Genomic DNA, 17,216 nt, shown 5'->3' on the forward strand with positions numbered 1-17,216 from the left:
CATTTTGGATTAAGTGCAATTGACTATTTCTACAGTGTGCCTACCAGATGCCCTTTTGCAGTACTTTTTAAGTGCTGCATCACATATTTTCCTAAAATATCCGTTTCAAGATTAACCAGATTACCTACTTTTTTAGCCGCTAATGTTGCCTCTTGCTGCGAATGTGGGATCAAACCTATTTTAAAAGTTTGCCTATTGGCCTCAACAATAGTTAGACTAATGCCATCAATGGCGATTGATCCCTTCGTCACGATTTGTTGAATCAACGCGGCCGGTGTTTTAAAAGTGACCACGATCGCGGATTGATCTTGCTGGCGTTGCACAATAGTAGTTGTTTGATCTACGTGTCCTAAGACGATGTGCCCTTCAAAACGCCCGTTAACTGGTAGTGCTCGCTCCAAATTAACTTGATCATTAATAATCAATTTGGCTAAATTAGTGACGCGAAAGGTCTCTGGCATTACATCAGCAACAAATCGTTGTCCTTGCCGACTTACGATTGTCAAACAGACACCGTTAACCGCAATACTGGCTCCAATTTGTGTGGTCGCTAAATCTAAATTAGTAACTGTAATTCCTAATTTGATTGTCTCCCGTTGCCTTCTAACCTGATAAATTCGACCAATATCTTCAATAATTCCGGTAAACATTCACGCCATCTCCCCGGTAATTTTTATTGCGTTACCAATTTTCTTAACGGATCTAATTTCAAGTGTCGTTAATTCTGTACTCTGCCGTCGTGATTGAAACGCGGCCAAACTAGTACCGCCAGCTAATTGATTGGTTTGATAAACAATTAAGCGCTGCCAATTATTGGCAAGTAAAAAAGCATCATGAAGCTGGGGACCACCCTCAACCAAAACAGATTGAATTCCGGCCTGGGCCAATTCTTGAATAACTAGTTTAATTGTCCATTTAGGCCTATAAAAGACCTTGACGGCTGTATCGGCTAATTTTGCCGTACTTTTTTGATTTTCAGTAAAGAGCCAAGTTGGTGCCGCATCATCAGTAACTTGCTGCACTGGTGTTACCCGGCCCCGGCGATCAAGTACAACTCGAACTGGTGGGTATTTAAGCTGGTGGCGCACAGTTAATTTAGGGTCATCTGCTAAAACAGTTCCACTGCCAACGAGAATAGCCTGATAATCTCCGCGCAATTTTTGAACATCCTGATTGGCAACTTCATCAGTTAAATAAGTACGCTGCTCACCATCTAAACTGACACGACCATCCAAGGTTTGTGCCACTTTCAACGTGATAAACGGCCTTTGTTGCCGGTAAAAGAAATTATAAAATTGATTAAGTTGTTCGGCCGCGGCCTGTTCTAAACCAAGATGAATCTCAACACCATGTTCCCGTAAATAACTAATTCCCTTATCACCGACTAAAGGATTTGGATCTTTCTGGGCAATATAGACCCTCTTTACTCCCCAAGCAACAAGTTGCCGACAGCAAGGTGGCGTTTTACCAAAATGTGAACATGGCTCTAACGTGACGTACAGGGTTGAATTATTAACTTCTTCGGGGGATTGAACATTGTGAAACGCGTTAACTTCAGCGTGTTCATAACCAAAACCAAGGTGGTGCCCAACACCAATAATCTTGTTATTTTTAACAAAAACGGCGCCTACCATTGGATTGGTGTAGGTAAGATAACGTCCTTTTAGCGCCTCGTGAAGCGCCAGACGCATGTAACTAGTTGAATTGATTCCGATCACCTTCTCTTTTCTGCATAAAAAAATGCCCCACAAAAATGTGGGGCACACCTAAAATACGTTAAGGAGCTTCAGCCATAACAACCAAAGTCTAAAAAAGTGTGATAATAACAAATAATTCTAGTAGTCAAAACTTATAACTACAAAATCTAACTATTCATTACTAAACGGAAGCTAGCTAAATAAAACGCCAAGCAGCCGTAAACTTTTTTCTTCTCCCATCCAGACTTTAACTGTCGGTTGCAGATTCACACTGCATCCACCGCAAACGCGGGTCACGGACTTAAACGTAAAAACGTTATCACCGTCGGTCGGGAATTTCACCCTGCCCCGAAGAAATCTATTCAACTTGCCTACAGTATGCAAAGGTATTTGCCAAATGTCAAGTCTATTATTTTTTGTATAAAGATTCATTTAACTAATCATGATAGATTTTACTAAAATTACTTTTCATCAGGTTCACAAACTGCTATTGTTTATTAAGTCTAAAATTCTTCCAACAGGAGCCCAAAAGATGCTTAAAAAGTTACTTTATCGTTACCATAATTTCTTTAGCTATATGGTTTTTGGCTTCCTTGCTTCAATCATCAATATTCTAGCTTACTGGCTCTTCCGCCATTTTTTTCTAATTCAATACCTGCTGGCAAATGCATTAGCGTGGTTAATTGCCACTTTATTTGGCTTCTTTACAAATAAATCGCTCGTTTTTCGTTCAAAATACACTAGCTGGCGGGCGTTACAGCGTGAATTAGTTTCCTTTTTATCACTTCGGATATTTTCACTGGGTATTGATTCGCTGATTATGTTTAGTGGCATTAGTTTACTGAAACTGGCCAGTATGCCAACAAAAATTGCTGACCAACTTATTGTTGGCATTGTAAATTACCTTTTTAGTCGCTGGGTCTTTGAAGCGAGTAATCACACCAAATTACACCACCACCATTTAAAAAAATGGCTACGGCAAATCATTTTCCATCAACGCAAAAAAGAATAAAATTTTCTCCACGTTTCTTTGTAAAAGCTGAACGGTAATTATAACTGAATACTTTAAACGGACACAAAAACCCATAAAGATCTTCAATGCTAGTACTTTACAAAAACATTGAAAAACGACCTTTATGGGTAAATTTGTTTTGGCAATTAATGACCAGGAATGCACGGAGATAGGGTTAAAGTAGCTCATTCAGAAACGATTAAATCAAGATTTGGTAATTTTAACCAGCTTCCACTTTATAACTGAAAATATATAATTGAGGCTAGGACAAAAGTCCTGGCCACTTATTGTTTCCAAACATTACTTTAGAACGTGTGCCAAAAGTTTGGATTAACGTGCCAAAACGGTCTCATCTTATGGTAAATCATTGCCTGCAGCAAAATAAACGTCATACCATTCTTGTTTCGTTAAATCAACATCGGCGCCTGCCAAGGACTCAGTAATGTGTTGTGGATTCATTGAACCTAAAATAACTTGAATTTGAGCCGGGTGCCGTAAAATCCACGCAGTTGCAATGGCATTTTTGGTTACATTATATTTGCCCGCAATTTCTTGTAATTTAGCGTTCAGTTCCGGAAATTTAGGATTATTAATGAAAACACCAGCAAACATTCCGTATTGATAAGGTGACCATGCCTGAACGGTCATGTCGTGTAAGCGTGAATACTCTAAAACACCACCATCATGGTTGATACTTCGTGGATCAGTCATATTAACGTGCATGCCAAAATCAATCATTCCGGTATGCATAATACTAAATTGTAACTGATTAATTAACAGACGTTGCTTCGTATAGTGTTGCACCAATTCAATTTGACGGGGATTAAAGTTAGAAACGCCAAAGTGGCGCACCTTACCACTAGCCTGTAACGTATTAAACGCCGCCGCAATTTCCTCAGGTTCCATTAAAGGATCGGGACGATGTAGAAGAAACGCATCAAGATAATCGATTTTCATATGCTGTAGCTCTTGATCAACAACATCAATTAAATGTTGCTTCGAAAAATCATAGCGCTTACCAAACACTTCACTACCATGGCTGCGTTCAGGTGACACAATAATGCCGCCTTTAGACTGAATATAAATATCCTCACGCTTAACGGAAGACTGTTGCAGTGCTTCCCCAAAGACTTTTCCTGACTTACCTTGCCCATAAATATCGGCCGAATCAAAATAATTAACACCATTAGCAACCGCGGTCTCAATAACCTTAGCTGCATCAGCAGTAGTCAAGGCATCCATGCGCATAATTCCTAGTGCAACTGCAGAGGCCTGCAAGCCACTGCCACCTAAATTAATTTTCTTCAAAAGATCACACCTTTCATCAAATTAAAGCGCCCGGTAACGGTAAAAACTGGTAGCCTTACTTGTAAAGTATACGCCAACCACCAAACGAAGAACAAGTTAAGCGCGCTTGAATGGGCGCTTAAAAACTTACAACGCTCAATTAATCTGCTATTCGTGAATCTCAAGTGGCAGTCCATCGGGGTCAAAGAAGAAGGTCATTGCCTCATTAGTAAAGGCATCTTTTCGAATTGGTTCAGTTTTAATTCCCTGATCATTTAACCAGGCGCTAGTTTCAACAACGCTTGCCACTTTAAAGGCCAAATGTCGTAACCCTAAAGCCTCTGGGTAGCTGGGCCGTGTGGGACTATTAGCCTTGATAAAGATCTCTAATTCAATTTCACCATTGGTCAGATCTAATTTACGATCAGATTTTCGCTTATGATCAGCCAATACCTGAAATCCTAATTGATCAACGTAGAATTTTTTAGTTCGCGTGTAATCCGAACCGATAATCGCAATGTGGTGTATTTTTTGAAAACGCATTTTAACCCCTCCACTAAAACTAATTACCTTTATTCTAATGGAAAAGAAGGCCAATAACTAGACGGTGTTTGTAAAAGTAGCTAGCGCATTAGTCTGGCGAAGGTTTAATGATGATTTGGTTTGTGGTGAAAATTCGCCATCTGCCCTTTAAACTCATCTTCATAATTAACAAAATCATTATTTATTTTTACTGTGTAATCAACCGTCTCACCATGTTCTCCTTGATCTAGGCCAACTCGCTCTTCTGTTTCATCAACGCGCATTTTAATTACTAATCGTAATAAACTGATTACCAGCACACACATCACTGCAACGAAAAGTATGGTTAGCAATGTACCCAATAACTGTACCCCAAATAATTTAAAACCACCGCCATAAAACAACCCATTTTCTGGAATTTTTGAATTAACTGTTTTCGTCGCAAATAGGCCGGTGGCAATACTTCCCATAATTCCGCTCACGCCATGACAACCAAAAGCATCTAAGGCGTCATCAACACCAATCCGTGGCTTTAAGTAAGTAATAAAAGAGTAGCTGGCCGCGGTTGCCAGCAAACCAATCCAAAAGGCGCCGCCAATTGTAACGTAACCTGCAGCAGGTGTAATACCAACCAAGCCACAAAGTGTCCCCGTACAAACACCAACCAACGTTGGTTTGCCCACAAAATGTGTATCTAAAAATAACCAAGCAACCATTGAAGTCGCGGCGGCCACGGTTGACGTTAAGGCGGCCTGAATCGCAATATTGTTGATCGCTAAAGCACTACCAGCATTAAAACCATACCAACCAACCCATAAAATAGAGGTTCCTAACAGTACCCAGGGCAGATTGTAGTGTTTCGTTGTTTGCCCGTAATTAAAGCGATGGCCTAGAAACGCCGATAAAACAAACGCCGTAATCCCGGCAGTAATGTGAACAACTGTCCCACCTGCAAAATCAATGATCCCTAAATTGGCTAATAAACCGTGCGGGCTCCAAACCATATGAACCATCGGGTAATAAATAGCAAAGGACCACAATACAATAAACCAAAATAAAAATTTAAATCGAATTCGACCAACTATCGCACCAACAAAAAGAGCCGGCGTAATAATCGCGAACATCATTTGAAAAAATAAGTATAAACCTCTTGGAATTCCGGTCGCCGTTAACTGTTTTAAATTTAGATTGGCCAAAAAGAAATGGTGTACCGTTCCAATAAATCCGTGAATATCACCATTAAAGGATAATTCATAACCAACCGAAATCCAAAGTAAAATTGCAATCCCAATAATAAAGAAAACTGACAACATCGTATTCACAACGTTACGTTTTGAAACTAAACCACCATAAAAGAACGCCAATCCAGGTGTCATGAACAAGACTAAAATACTCGCAATAATAACGAACGTTGTGTTAGCAGTATTCATTTAATTTCCTCCAGTTAGATTATTATTAATGTTAAAAATTATAACATCAGTTGCGTCTATTGAAAGGCATATTTAATAAATAAATAAAATTTTCTAATTTTTATAACCTTCGCTGTTATAAAACCTAACTTTGATTGGTTTTCTGATTATATCCGTTTAAACGAGAGTAATACCCGCTTTAAAGCGATAACATAGCTTAATTAAAGCTACCATTACTACTTAATTGGATTAGACCAATTTAACAATTAATACATTTAGTCGCATAAAAAAAGGCCATGAAGTGAACCCCCAGTATTAGATTTTAGTCCAATACCGGGGTTCACTTCATGGCCTCTTATTCCTCTTATTATTTCCGAGCATTACTCTAGAACGTGCGTAAAAAGTCTAGGTTCACGTGCCTAACTACAGCTAATCAAGCGCCGTATAGTTATGACCTAAACGCATAACATCCCGAACAATCATTAGCTCTTCATTGGTTGGCACAACTAATGTGGTTACTGGCGCACTCTCTGGACTAATTATTTGTTCTTTTCCACGAATATGATTCCTTTCTGGATCAACTTTAACGCCAAAATAAGCAAGTTGGTCACCAATATTTTGACGTAATCCAATCCCATTTTCACCGCTACCAGCCGTAAAGACCAACACATCTAGGCCATCCATCGTTGCAACGTAAGACCCAATATATTTAACGACTCGATTAACGAATATATCTAAAGCTTGTTGCGCCAATTTGTTAGTTGGTGCGGCTTTTTCAATATCACGTTGATCCGGCGATAGCTCCGACAACCCTAATAAACCGGATTTTTGATTTAAAATTGTAATCATCTCATTGATGTTCTTCAAACCAAGCTTCTCCGTTAAAAAGGCAACTAAGGATGGATCGACATCTCCTGAACGAGTGGCCATCGTAATTCCAGCAAGCGGCGTAAAGCCCATTGACGTATCGACGGCCTTTCCATGATCAAATGCAGTTATTGATGCTCCACTGCCCAAGTGTAGTGTAATCATTTTTAACTGTTCTAAAGGCTTGCCAACTAACTCGGCCGCTCGTTCCGAAACATAACGGTGACTAGTTCCGTGGGCACCATATTTCCGTGCGCCGTACTTTTCGTAGTACTCATACGGAATACTATACAAAAAGTTTTTTTGCGGCATTGTTGCGTAAAGTGAGGTGTCAAAAACGGCAACTTGTAATACACGGGGCAATAATTTCTGGAAAACTCGAATATAATAAGCCTGCGTTGGATTATGTAGCGGTGCATATTCGGCCAAGGCCTCAATTTGTGATAATGTTTGTTCAGTAATGATAACTGAATCCTTAAATTGCTCACCACCGGCAACGACACGGTGACCAATACCACTAATTTCTTCAAAGTGATCAATAATACCTAATTCTTTGAGTTCTTCAAGCAATAAAGTCGCGGCCATATCATGAGTTGTGATATCTTTAGTCATTTTAAAGGTCTGACCATCACCATAATTAGCTGTAAAAACTGAATTTGCTAGGCCTAAACGATCAATCATCCCACTTGCGAGAACGGTCTCTGCTGGCATCACAAATAATTTCCACTTCAATGTTGAACTTCCTGCGTTAATGGCGAGAATTTTTGCCATATTCATTTCCCCTTTATTCAGTAACATTTATCTAAGCATAAATCTATTCTATCGGACTTTCATTGCTTTTTCAAACGCTTTCATAAATTAGCAATAAAAAATAAGCGGCTGGGACAAAAGTCCTAGCCGCTTATTGTCTTCGAACGTTGCTCTAGAACGTGCACCAAAAGACGATTTTGGGTTCACGTGCCTAACTACAACTAATCTATAAATTTTTATCCATATCAAAGGTAAGTTTAGATAAATCGATTCCTTGCATAACTAGTTCGCCAATCAAGGTCATCGTACGTTGACGCATATCTTCAACCATTGAATAATTTTGTTCCGTTAAGAACTTAGTCAGGGCCGTACCACTTAGCTTCTCAGCTTGACGATCAGTTTCGATTATTAAGCGGCGCTGCTGTTCTTGAGCGGCCTTAACGTAATCAAGATCAGTCTGGATAAAACTGCTGTGATGACTTTCAACTAGCATTGAAGCCGTCCGGTACATCCAGTAGGCACTCTTAGTATCCCACTTCTCTGGTGTCTCACTATAACTAGGATCAGTGTCCGTTGCGTTGGCATAAAATGGCACGTACGGTGTGAAAGTTGGGTAACCAATTGCTAACCACATAATAGCAGCCTGCGCTTCAGGAACATCATTACGCATTTGTAGGACGTGCGAATTCTGTGTTCGGTTTAAACCAATTGGTCGGTAACGGTATTTATCTACATCGTTGCCGTGACCCAACGGATCAAATTTAGTTTCGTTATAGTGTGATCCCAAGATATATTCAATATCTTCAACACTAATTTTATGGCTCGTATGGCAAATAAATGGTAACTCACTACTTTCAGGGTCTTGTTCAATTTCAGAATTGAAGTAACGCTGACCAAACCAAACACGTGGTGTATTGTAGTGCCGGTCCTTTTCATTACTAGTTCCAAAAATATGCCGGAAATTCCAGCCTTCCTTGTCTGGATTCAGATGGTGTTCAGTAACGTAGTCTTGGATACCATCGGCCCAGATAAAGTTCTCTGAATCATTAAAATCAACTTGCTGAATTGCAACTTGGTTAGCAGTAATCGCATAGGCATCATCTGGAATTCGTTGTGCAACCCAGAGGTGCCCGGTCACGATTTCCATGTACCAAACATCTTTTTTATCGCTAAACAAGACACTATTACCAGCGGGCGAACCATACTGACCAATTAAATCACCTAGGCGCTTAACGCCCTCTACAGCGGAGTTAATGTACGGCAAAACCATCTGTTGCATCGTATCCTCGTCCATACCATCAGCAATTAATGGGTCATACGCCAAAGATTTTTCATTACCATAAGTACTTTCAGTTGCACTCATCGCAACATTTTTTTCATTAAAACCACTTTCGTCATAAACGCCTTCTTTATTAAGGTCAACGTTAGGTACTGCCTGATAACGATAAGCGTTAGCCGGTGTCTCGGCTTCAAAACCATTTAAGTAAGATTTAATGTGCTGTGTTTTCTTAACCGCAGGACGCATTAAAAAGCGTTGTGGTGTTAGTGGCAGAAATGTATCGTCATTTCGGGAAATCATAGTTGAGCCATCCAAACTGGCCTCTTTACCAACCATAATTGAAGTACAAGCACGATCAATTTTTTCCAAAACAGAAGCTCCTTTACAAATTTATTAGGTACTATAACAAAGTCAGTCATATTCCTATAATTACAAAGAATAATTTTACCGCTTTTTGACTAAATTAGCCACGAAGCAGCTTAAAAATTAACTCTATTTAATCAAAAAAATACTAATGATTTTAGCGCTAACTCCCGCTGAATAATTTACAGGTATTAGGCCAAACATTAGTATTTTTTTGCAGCACTATAAAATCATTTTTTAGTACTATTCCGAAAATTTAGAGAATGTTTTCGGGATCGGCAGTATTACCGCTTTTTTCACTTGGTGTAATTTTTCCTTCTTCACCATCATTGATGAAATAATTGTCCTTTGCGTGACAGCGGGGACAAGTCATCTCAATCTGATAGCGTGTTGATTGATCATCATTTTGTCCCGCAGGGGTCTTGTCCGTTATTTCCATTCCTGGATGTTGACATTGCCAACACTGAAACTTCATAAAGCGGCGCGTTAAAAATTCATCCGTTAAAGCCATCCAATCACCTCGTTTAATAGTTTTATCATTATCCTAACCATAACAAGGTACCCTCACCAAGCCAAGAAATATACACGACCTAAAAAAATAACCCGGGAAATAATCCCGAATTATTTTTGCTGATGTTCTCTAAACCTCGGTCGTGTTTAAACTAAGCAAATAGCGTAAAGTAAGCAATTACAACTACCCCAAGAATAATTCGGTACCAACCAAAAGCCTTAAAATCATTTTTCTTAATGTAATTCAGTAAGAATTTAATTGATAGATAAGCAACAACAAAGGACACAACAACACCCGTTAACAAAACTACCGTTTGCATTCCCGTAAATGTATTACCGTGCATAAAGTACTTAGCAATTTTTAGTAACGAGGCGCCAAACATCGTCGGAATCGCCAAGAAGAATGAAAATTCAGTTGCAACGTAACGTGAAGTCCCAATTAAAATGGCACCTAAAATTGTGGCCCCTGAACGTGATGTCCCTGGAATCATTGACAATACCTGGAACAGCCCAATAAATAATGCAATGTTCATTGGCAAATGATTTAAGTCAGTATATTTAGCCGTCGTTTTTTTATTATGATTTTCGATAATAATAAATAAAATCCCGTAAACAATCAGCGTCGTTGCAATAACTTGCCAACTGGTTAAGTGTTCTTCCATCCAATCATTTAACGGCAAACCAATGATTACTGAAGGCAAAACGGCTAAAATTACTTTTCCCCAAAGTACCCACGTTTGCCGCTTTTCTTGGCTATTTTTTCGCGGTGACAGTGGATTTAACTTATGGAAATAGAGAACAACGACCGACATAATCGCGCCTAATTGAATAACCACCATAAACATGTTAATAAATGCAGTTGATTCACTTAAACGAACAAATTCATCTGCCAAGTATAAATGGCCCGTGGAACTAATTGGTAGAAATTCTGTAATTCCTTCAATAATACCTAAAATAACGGCCTTAATGATATTCAACAATGATTAAAACTCCTTTATAATTGATCAGTCAACACGCAACGCTCACGTCTGGTAACTCACCTATTATAGCAATCTCAATCGCTGATTACGAGTAATTTCTACAGATCCCCAGTCGCTTTTAATTCTTGTTCCAATAAATAAGCGTCCATGTAATCAAAAGCAATCTCGCTAATAGCCACTAACGGTACTGCAACCGTATCAAGATCTTCCTCGTCATCGCTGGCCAATATCTTAAACGTTAATTGATCTGCATTTAAATCAGTGGGAACACCAACTAAACCTTCATCTTCATTGATCAGCTTAACCCGAATAATTCGCTTAAAATACTGCGCCTGCTGTAAAACGGTCTGGAATAGATCAACCGTTGGATCAAAAAGTCGTTCATCGTTTAACACTGGCTGCTTAAAAAGCACATTACGCCGAATAAAAAAAGCAATCGTTTGTAAATAATCGGAAATTTCGGTTACTTGTTGCAGCGTCTCTAATTGCATCAGGACGTACCCACCAAATTGGCCGTTCATATCGACCAAATTAATTACCACACTGGTGTTTGTTAAGGTGTTGACCCAACCCACAAAAAATAGATCATCATCATCGCTAGTACTCAGTGAAATTAGCTGGTGCCTTTTCTGTGCTTGATGTAGTGTGGCCACTATTGCCAATGTAGTCGTTTCCTGCTTAGTTGCTTGGTGAACTAAATTAGATTTAACTAACGCTCCCTCTAAAGTCAGTTCCTTCCCCAAAAACTCAATCACTTGAATCTGTTCTGTTGTGAACGATAATATCGTTTGGTTAGTATAGTCAAATTTATCAAAAACGTGAAAATCAATGGTCACAGAGGTCTGTGCTTGAATCGTTCCTTCCAAATACATATCACGGTCTTTTAAAACCAACAGTACCATCGTTTGCCGCTTAATCGCCTGCTGAATTAATTGCGGTAGTAGATCTTGCTGCCCGGTAAACTTAAATGGTGCTTGCAATGAAGTCACAAAGTGCGCTTGTTGTGCATTTTGAATTCGGTAGGCCATGCTGTCTAGATCGTCACTATCAAACTCAACCGCCTCGATAACATTTAACGCTAAGAAGACAAGCCCATCCTGTAAGCCCGCGTCATCAAAAGTTTGCATAATTACCCCTGATTCATTCAATTCGGTAACATAGCCAGTATAAATGACATCATGCGCAGTTTGGTAAAGGTTAATCAATAAATGCTCCCGTTGCGCAGTTTGTAATTCCGTTAAAATTGAATTCATGGACTCACCTCATTTCTAGCACCGCTTAAAAAGCGCGCTTAACTTTAAATCTTTGAGCCTTTATTGTAACCGATTGTAACAAAAAACAACATCAATTGATACGAAATTTAATTAACCTTTCAGCTTTGATTATTCTGCCAGAAATCATGTAACGACTTAGATAACTGCTCTAATGTATGAACACGCTGATAGCGTTGCCAATGACTTGGAAAAAGTTTTGTATAGCGGCTACTTCCAAAACGTTGATCTAACAGCAACACTGGCCCAGCATCCTTACTTCCACGAATCAATCGCCCGGCGGCCTGCAAGACGTGGTTCATTCCTGGTAATTGATACGCATACTGAAAACCGGCACCATTTTTATGGTCAAAATAATCGCGCACTAAATTACGCTCAGTTGAGAGTCCTGGTAGCCCAACGCTCACAATCGCAACACCAATTAAGCGACTTCCTTTTAAATCAATTCCTTCTGCAAAAATTCCACCTAGTACACAAAATCCAACTAACGATTGTGTTGGCGATTCTTTAAATTGGGCCAAGAAACTTTGCCGTTCTAAATCAGTCATGGCGGACACCTGTTTGGTTAACTCTATATCTGGATAGGCCGTTTGAAAAGCAGCGTAGACAGTTTCAAGGTACGAATAAGAAGGGAAAAAGAATAAATAATTACCTTTTTTTCCTTGAATCAATTGGCCTAAGCTCATAACAATTTTAGTTAAGTTGGCCGCTCTTTTTTGATAAGTTGTTTGAACGTACTGGGCAATCATAATCGCTTGTTTAGTTGCTGAAAAAGGTGAAGGTAATTGGAAAGCTAGACTAGTTTCATCGTTACCTAGCACCTCCTGATAATAATCAACTGGCGATAAGGTTGCCGAAAATAAAACGGCACCAGCACCTTTTTTTAAGGATTGATCTAAAAAGGCACTGGGATCTAGGCATAATTGTTTAATCGTACTTAATTTAGTTGCTTCGTCATACTGCAATAACGTTTGGTAAGTCTCGTTGTATAAATCAGCAATTTTTAAATAAGTTAGGCCACTAAAATATAGATTTAAAACGGCGGTTGTAAAAGAATTGTCTGGCTGTTGTGGTAACCAATCATGAATAAATTCTAACCAATGATTAAGGCTGTTATTAAATTTATCCAGTGGCGCTTGGCTTGTTTCTTCAGCGCGCTTAGTATCACGTAATTCCTTTGTTACAGCGGTAAACGACCGCTTTAATTTACGCGTTTGCTTAACCAAATTATCTTTTTCAATTGCGAAATGATCTTCTTTCGCTAGTTGAATTAATTGACTAGTTGCGCCACTCGTTAATTCTGCCGAGTACATATCTCGGGAGCGACTAACTAAATTGTGCGCTTCATCAATCAAGAAAAAGTTATCCTTATCTGGTTCACTAAAAAAACGCTGCAAGTACACAATGGGATCAAAAAGATAATTATAATCACATATAATAACATCGGCAAATAATGACGCATCCAGCGAAAATTCAAATGGATCAAGTTGGTGTTTGCGTGCGTAGGTTTCAATCACTGTTCGTGTTAGTTGATTTTCATTTTCCAACAAATCTTGTAGTGCTGGTTTTAAACGATCATAGTAACCTAGCATATACGGATTTTTATCCGGTGCAACATCGACTTCTTCAGGGAAAATAATCTTATCCTTCGCCGTCAAAGTGATACTTTTTAACTGTAGCCCTTGTTGGCTTAGTAGTTGAACCGCCTCCTCTGCCACGTGGCGGGTACTTTGTTTAGCCGTTAAATAAAAAACGCGCTGAATTTTATCCTCACCTAGTGCTTTAACAGCCGGAAAAAGAGTTGAAATAGTTTTACCAGTCCCAGTTGGCGCCTCCACAAAAAGTCGTTTCTGCAATACGATCGTCTTGTAAACGGCCACTGCTAACTCGCGTTGGCCGGCGCGGTATTCCGGAAAAGGAAAGGTCACCTGTTTGATACTTGCATTACGCTTTTGGTGCCACTCCTCACGTAAAACTAACCAAAACTCATAATCATCGATTAAGGATTGAAAAAAATCTTTTAATTCTTTTTTCGTAAAAGTTTTATCTGTTTGCGTAATTTGTTCCGTCGTTGTTTGATAATAAATTAATTGCAGCGTAATTTCGTCCAGATTTTGATCTTCCATCAAAAAATAACCGTAAACTTTAACCTGCCCCCAATAAAGTGTCAACGTATTCGGCGTTAGTTCACCGAAATCGTTATCCGACGTTTTAATTTCCTCAATCCGGTAATTTTGTTTATCCGTTTGATAAATACCATCAGCCCGGCCATCAATCACGTAGTCTTGGCCGTTCATATGTACTGTCCTTTTTAAATAAACTTCTCGTTGGTAATTGTCGGCCGCGTGTTTTTTCTGTAATTGGCGGTGAATTCTTGCACCTTGGGCGGCCGTATTCTGGCTATTTTGGCGTGCATTTAAATCGCCAGAGCGCAAAACAAATTCTACTAGTTCACGAACACCAATTTTAGTCGTCATCAGGCCACTCCCCCATTTCAATTGTCCTATTATAAACCAATTAAGTGGCAACCAAAATAGTATGTGCTTGAAAGCTATCATTATAACTAGTGTTTATCCATTTACATAATAAAAAAAGCAAATCAAGGTAAAATAAAACTTACCGTGACTTGCTTCTATCCTTTTAACCATTTATATAAGTAGCATTTTTATCTCCTGTATTTCACGATCAATGTTCAAACATTAAGTCAGTGGAATTAAATTAAATAAAATTGCCCCAATTAGGCCACCTACTAATGGTCCTACAATTGGCACCCAACTATACGCCCAATCGGAACCACCCTTATTGGCAATCGGCAAGACTGCGTGTGCCAACCGTGGCCCTAAATCTCGAGCGGGATTAATTGCGTAACCAGTTGTTCCACCAAGCGATAAACCAATGGCGGTAATTAATACACCGACAACAAGTGGATTTAGTCCCTGAGTGAAGTCTCCTCGTGTAAAGGTCAGTAGACCAAAAACTAAAACAAAGGTCCCAATAACTTCACTAATAAAGTTTGCCGGATAATTTCGAATCGCTGGTCCAGTTGCAAAAATACCCAGCGTTGTTGCTGGATCCTTAGTTTCTTTCCAGTGCGGATAATAATGTAACCAAACAATAACCCCACCAACAAAACCACCGGCAATTTGTGCCAGACTATACGGAATAACGTGGGCCCAAGGAAATTGTCCAGCCATAGCCATTCCCACTGACACAGCCGGATTTAAATGCGCCGGGCTAAGAAAGGCTGATGCATAAACACCCAGCGTTACCGCAAATCCCCAACCTAGGGAGATTGCAATCCAACCGCTACCTTCGGCCTTAGATTTTTTTAGAGAAACACCGGCTACTACCCCGTCACCTAATAAAACTAAAATAAAGGTTCCAATAAACTCACCTAATAATTGTAAACTTAAACTATCTTTTGGCATAATGTCACCCCTCAGCTTTCAGATCGCGAAGATCAGAAGTTGCAATCGCAGTATCCAATTGTTTAATCATCCGTTCTTTTTTGGCAGTCGACCAGTTAAAGTAGCGGGCCATTTCGTTGCTAACACCAACTTTAACATCGTCTAACGTGTCACGGTGGAAAAGAATATGATTAGTCCGCCTAAGCAGATAATCAACTGGCGTTAACGTCATTTCTTCTTCTAGTGCATAGTGTAATCCAAGCGTTTCACCTAAACTCAAACCAGGTGCCGCCTTTAATTCACCGATTCGGCTAAACACACGCGCTGCATTAGAACCATAAAGATTAACGATCGTCATTGACTCTGCCTTAGATAGGCCACCATCAATACCTTGTTTGGCAAAGAATTCTAACGTCGCCACAACATTTTCTGGATCAATGTCACCACCAGAAACTGGTAAATTTTTAGAATCAATCGGATTAAATGTTTCATGTTCTTGATCCTTTAGTAACTTAGTGATTAGTGCTAATGCACCGGCGGCCATCTTGCGGTAATCAGTCAATTTACCACCGGCTAAAGTAATCAAGCCATCCGTAGCAACTGCTAATGAACTACCACGAGAAACTGAGGATGGACTTAATTTACTTTCTGAAAGTGTCACTTCTAAATCATTCAATACTTTTTCGACATCTTCTTTTGTTGCCTTAGCGTTCTCATAAGCATTAACAACCTCAATAACTTGATCAAAACTCTTTGTAGCGATTTTACCTGAATTACCACCGTTGTAATCAGAACTACCATTAGAAGCAATTAGTGGACGTAAACCGGCCCAACTAGCCTCAATATCGGCTAGCTTTAGATTAACCATGGGGTAACGTTTATTAACAATCGCAAGTAAGTAATCAACATCCTCTTTGGTGACAGTCGGCTGTGCGTAGTCCCCCTGGTAGTCCGTGTCAGTCGTTCCAAAATAGGTTTTATCCTCCCGGGGAATAACAAAAATCATTCGCCCATCCTGATCGCCTGAATCAAAGTAAGTTGGTTGTGGAACAGGGAGCCGGGTGCCATCAACAACTAAATGTACCCCTTTTGTTGGCCGCATTTGTGGAATGATTTTTTCCTGATCATCTAATTCACGAACTAAATCAGACCACGGTCCGGCGGTATTAATCACTAAGCGTGCGTGAATATCAAATTCTTGATCAGTCAGTAGATCTTTGGCGTGAACACCATTAATTTTACCATCTTCAGCGTGTAATAATTTTAAGGCCTTAACGTGGCTGGCCATTAACCCGCCATTTTCTTGAGCCTTTTTTATATTTTCAATAACAAGTCGTGAATCATTATTAATGTAATCAAGATAAACACCGCCACCCAGCAAATTTTCTGCTTTTAGGTGCGGTTCACGCTTCAAAACTTCTTCTTTTGAAATTGTGTAATTGGTATATTTAGGATCCGTAACGTTGGCTAACCGATCATATAGATCCATTGCAACTTTCACCGAAAACAAACTAAAAGTTGCACCGGCTTCATCATAAATCGGTAATAACATCGGGTCAGGCCGCGGGATATGCGGCGCAATTCGTTGAACAATCGCCCGTTCTTTAACGGTATCGGAGACAACTTCAACATCAAAAGTTTTTAAATAGCGAATCCCACCATGAACTAATTTAGTTGAGCGCGAAGAAGTCCCTTCAGCAAAATCCTGCATCTCAATCAGGCCACTTTTAATTCCCGTTGAGCTTGCCTGAATGGCAACACCAGCACCAGTAATACCACCACCAATAATCAATAAATCTAAAGCTTCACTTTGCAAATGATCGATAATTTCTTTACGCGTTGTTAATGAAAATGCCATCGTG

Annotated in this window: 14 protein-coding genes and 1 riboswitch; of the genes, 1 reads left to right on the forward strand and 13 read right to left on the reverse strand. The window is 39.5% G+C overall.

Annotated features, from left to right (window positions below; translation table 11 throughout):
* Positions 1 to 29: 29 nt before the first annotated feature.
* Together AYR53_RS02895 and ribD are read right to left on the reverse strand one after the other, a co-directional pair.
* Positions 30 to 650 carry a riboflavin synthase gene (locus tag AYR53_RS02895; protein ID WP_068225943.1) on the reverse strand — a complete coding sequence of 207 codons (621 nt, stop codon included), beginning with the start codon at positions 648 to 650 and terminating at the stop codon, positions 30 to 32.
* On the reverse strand, positions 651 to 1,718 hold the full coding sequence (ribD, locus tag AYR53_RS02900; RefSeq protein ID WP_125636171.1) for a bifunctional diaminohydroxyphosphoribosylaminopyrimidine deaminase/5-amino-6-(5-phosphoribosylamino)uracil reductase RibD: 1,068 nt from the start codon (positions 1,716 to 1,718) through the stop codon (positions 651 to 653).
* Between the two features lie 203 nt (positions 1,719 to 1,921).
* Positions 1,922 to 2,057: riboswitch (FMN riboswitch) on the reverse strand.
* Positions 2,058 to 2,229: 172 nt separating this feature from the next.
* On the opposite strand from ribD, the gene AYR53_RS02905 reads away from it, so the two are divergent.
* Complete coding sequence (locus tag AYR53_RS02905; RefSeq protein ID WP_068225941.1) at positions 2,230 to 2,709, forward strand: GtrA family protein; 480 nt, start codon at positions 2,230 to 2,232, stop codon at positions 2,707 to 2,709.
* 354 nt (positions 2,710 to 3,063) lie between these two features.
* On the opposite strand, the gene AYR53_RS02910 is transcribed toward AYR53_RS02905, so the two are convergent.
* The 11 genes from AYR53_RS02910 to glpO all read right to left on the reverse strand — a co-directional run bounded on the left by AYR53_RS02910 (position 3,064) and on the right by glpO (position 17,212).
* Positions 3,064 to 4,017 carry an aldo/keto reductase gene (locus AYR53_RS02910; protein ID WP_068225940.1) on the reverse strand — a complete coding sequence of 318 codons (954 nt, stop codon included), beginning with the start codon at positions 4,015 to 4,017 and terminating at the stop codon, positions 3,064 to 3,066.
* 147 nt (positions 4,018 to 4,164) lie between these two features.
* Positions 4,165 to 4,539: an SMU1112c/YaeR family gloxylase I-like metalloprotein gene (gene gloA2 / locus AYR53_RS02915; protein WP_068225939.1), complete on the reverse strand. Its 375-nt coding sequence runs from the start codon at positions 4,537 to 4,539 to the stop codon at positions 4,165 to 4,167.
* Positions 4,540 to 4,643: 104 nt separating this feature from the next.
* Complete coding sequence (locus AYR53_RS02920) at positions 4,644 to 5,948, reverse strand: ammonium transporter (RefSeq protein WP_068225938.1); 1,305 nt, start codon at positions 5,946 to 5,948, stop codon at positions 4,644 to 4,646.
* 408 nt (positions 5,949 to 6,356) lie between these two features.
* The gene (locus AYR53_RS02925; RefSeq protein ID WP_068279491.1) at positions 6,357 to 7,565 is read right to left on the reverse strand and encodes an acetate/propionate family kinase; all 1,209 of its coding nucleotides are present in this window, start codon (positions 7,563 to 7,565) and stop codon (positions 6,357 to 6,359) included.
* Between the two features lie 205 nt (positions 7,566 to 7,770).
* Positions 7,771 to 9,159 (reverse strand): C69 family dipeptidase, encoded by a 1,389-nt coding sequence (locus tag AYR53_RS02930; protein ID WP_068226279.1) that lies wholly within the window; start codon positions 9,157 to 9,159, stop codon positions 7,771 to 7,773.
* 283 nt (positions 9,160 to 9,442) lie between these two features.
* Positions 9,443 to 9,697, reverse strand: coding sequence for a hypothetical protein (locus AYR53_RS02935; protein WP_068225936.1), 255 nt, complete (start codon positions 9,695 to 9,697; stop codon positions 9,443 to 9,445).
* Between the two features lie 151 nt (positions 9,698 to 9,848).
* The gene (locus AYR53_RS02940) at positions 9,849 to 10,676 is read right to left on the reverse strand and encodes an undecaprenyl-diphosphate phosphatase (protein ID WP_068225935.1); all 828 of its coding nucleotides are present in this window, start codon (positions 10,674 to 10,676) and stop codon (positions 9,849 to 9,851) included.
* 98 nt (positions 10,677 to 10,774) lie between these two features.
* Positions 10,775 to 11,929 (reverse strand): hypothetical protein, encoded by a 1,155-nt coding sequence (locus tag AYR53_RS02945; protein ID WP_068279489.1) that lies wholly within the window; start codon positions 11,927 to 11,929, stop codon positions 10,775 to 10,777.
* A 119-nt stretch (positions 11,930 to 12,048) separates the two neighbouring features.
* Positions 12,049 to 14,424 carry an ATP-dependent DNA helicase gene (locus tag AYR53_RS02950; RefSeq protein ID WP_068225933.1) on the reverse strand — a complete coding sequence of 792 codons (2,376 nt, stop codon included), beginning with the start codon at positions 14,422 to 14,424 and terminating at the stop codon, positions 12,049 to 12,051.
* A 222-nt stretch (positions 14,425 to 14,646) separates the two neighbouring features.
* Positions 14,647 to 15,375: an MIP/aquaporin family protein gene (locus AYR53_RS02955; protein ID WP_068225932.1), complete on the reverse strand. Its 729-nt coding sequence runs from the start codon at positions 15,373 to 15,375 to the stop codon at positions 14,647 to 14,649.
* A 4-nt stretch (positions 15,376 to 15,379) separates the two neighbouring features.
* Positions 15,380 to 17,212, reverse strand: coding sequence for a type 1 glycerol-3-phosphate oxidase (glpO, locus tag AYR53_RS02960; RefSeq protein ID WP_068279487.1), 1,833 nt, complete (start codon positions 17,210 to 17,212; stop codon positions 15,380 to 15,382).
* Between the last annotated feature and the right edge of the window lie 4 nt (positions 17,213 to 17,216).

Origin of the sequence: Loigolactobacillus backii (genome assembly GCF_001663675.1) — a bacterium.
In the GTDB taxonomy this organism is placed as follows: domain Bacteria; phylum Bacillota; class Bacilli; order Lactobacillales; family Lactobacillaceae; genus Loigolactobacillus; species Loigolactobacillus backii.

Bases quoted from the DNA above. Each gene is read 5' to 3' on its own strand.
- AYR53_RS02935 (WP_068225936.1), bottom strand. From the start codon at position 9,697: ATGGCTTTAACGGATGAATTTTTAACGCGCCGCTTTATGAAGTTTCAG.
- AYR53_RS02905 (WP_068225941.1), top strand. From the start codon at position 2,230: ATGCTTAAAAAGTTACTTTATCGTTACCATAATTTCTTTAGCTATATG.
- AYR53_RS02925 (WP_068279491.1), bottom strand. From the start codon at position 7,565: ATGGCAAAAATTCTCGCCATTAACGCAGGAAGTTCAACATTGAAGTGG.
- AYR53_RS02955 (WP_068225932.1), bottom strand. From the start codon at position 15,375: ATGCCAAAAGATAGTTTAAGTTTACAATTATTAGGTGAGTTTATTGGA.
- glpO (WP_068279487.1), bottom strand. From the start codon at position 17,212: ATGGCATTTTCATTAACAACGCGTAAAGAAATTATCGATCATTTGCAA.
- AYR53_RS02950 (WP_068225933.1), bottom strand. From the start codon at position 14,424: ATGACGACTAAAATTGGTGTTCGTGAACTAGTAGAATTTGTTTTGCGC.
- gloA2 (WP_068225939.1), bottom strand. From the start codon at position 4,539: ATGCGTTTTCAAAAAATACACCACATTGCGATTATCGGTTCGGATTAC.
- AYR53_RS02945 (WP_068279489.1), bottom strand. From the start codon at position 11,929: ATGAATTCAATTTTAACGGAATTACAAACTGCGCAACGGGAGCATTTA.
- AYR53_RS02920 (WP_068225938.1), bottom strand. From the start codon at position 5,948: ATGAATACTGCTAACACAACGTTCGTTATTATTGCGAGTATTTTAGTC.
- AYR53_RS02930 (WP_068226279.1), bottom strand. From the start codon at position 9,159: ATGGTTGGTAAAGAGGCCAGTTTGGATGGCTCAACTATGATTTCCCGA.
- AYR53_RS02895 (WP_068225943.1), bottom strand. From the start codon at position 650: ATGTTTACCGGAATTATTGAAGATATTGGTCGAATTTATCAGGTTAGA.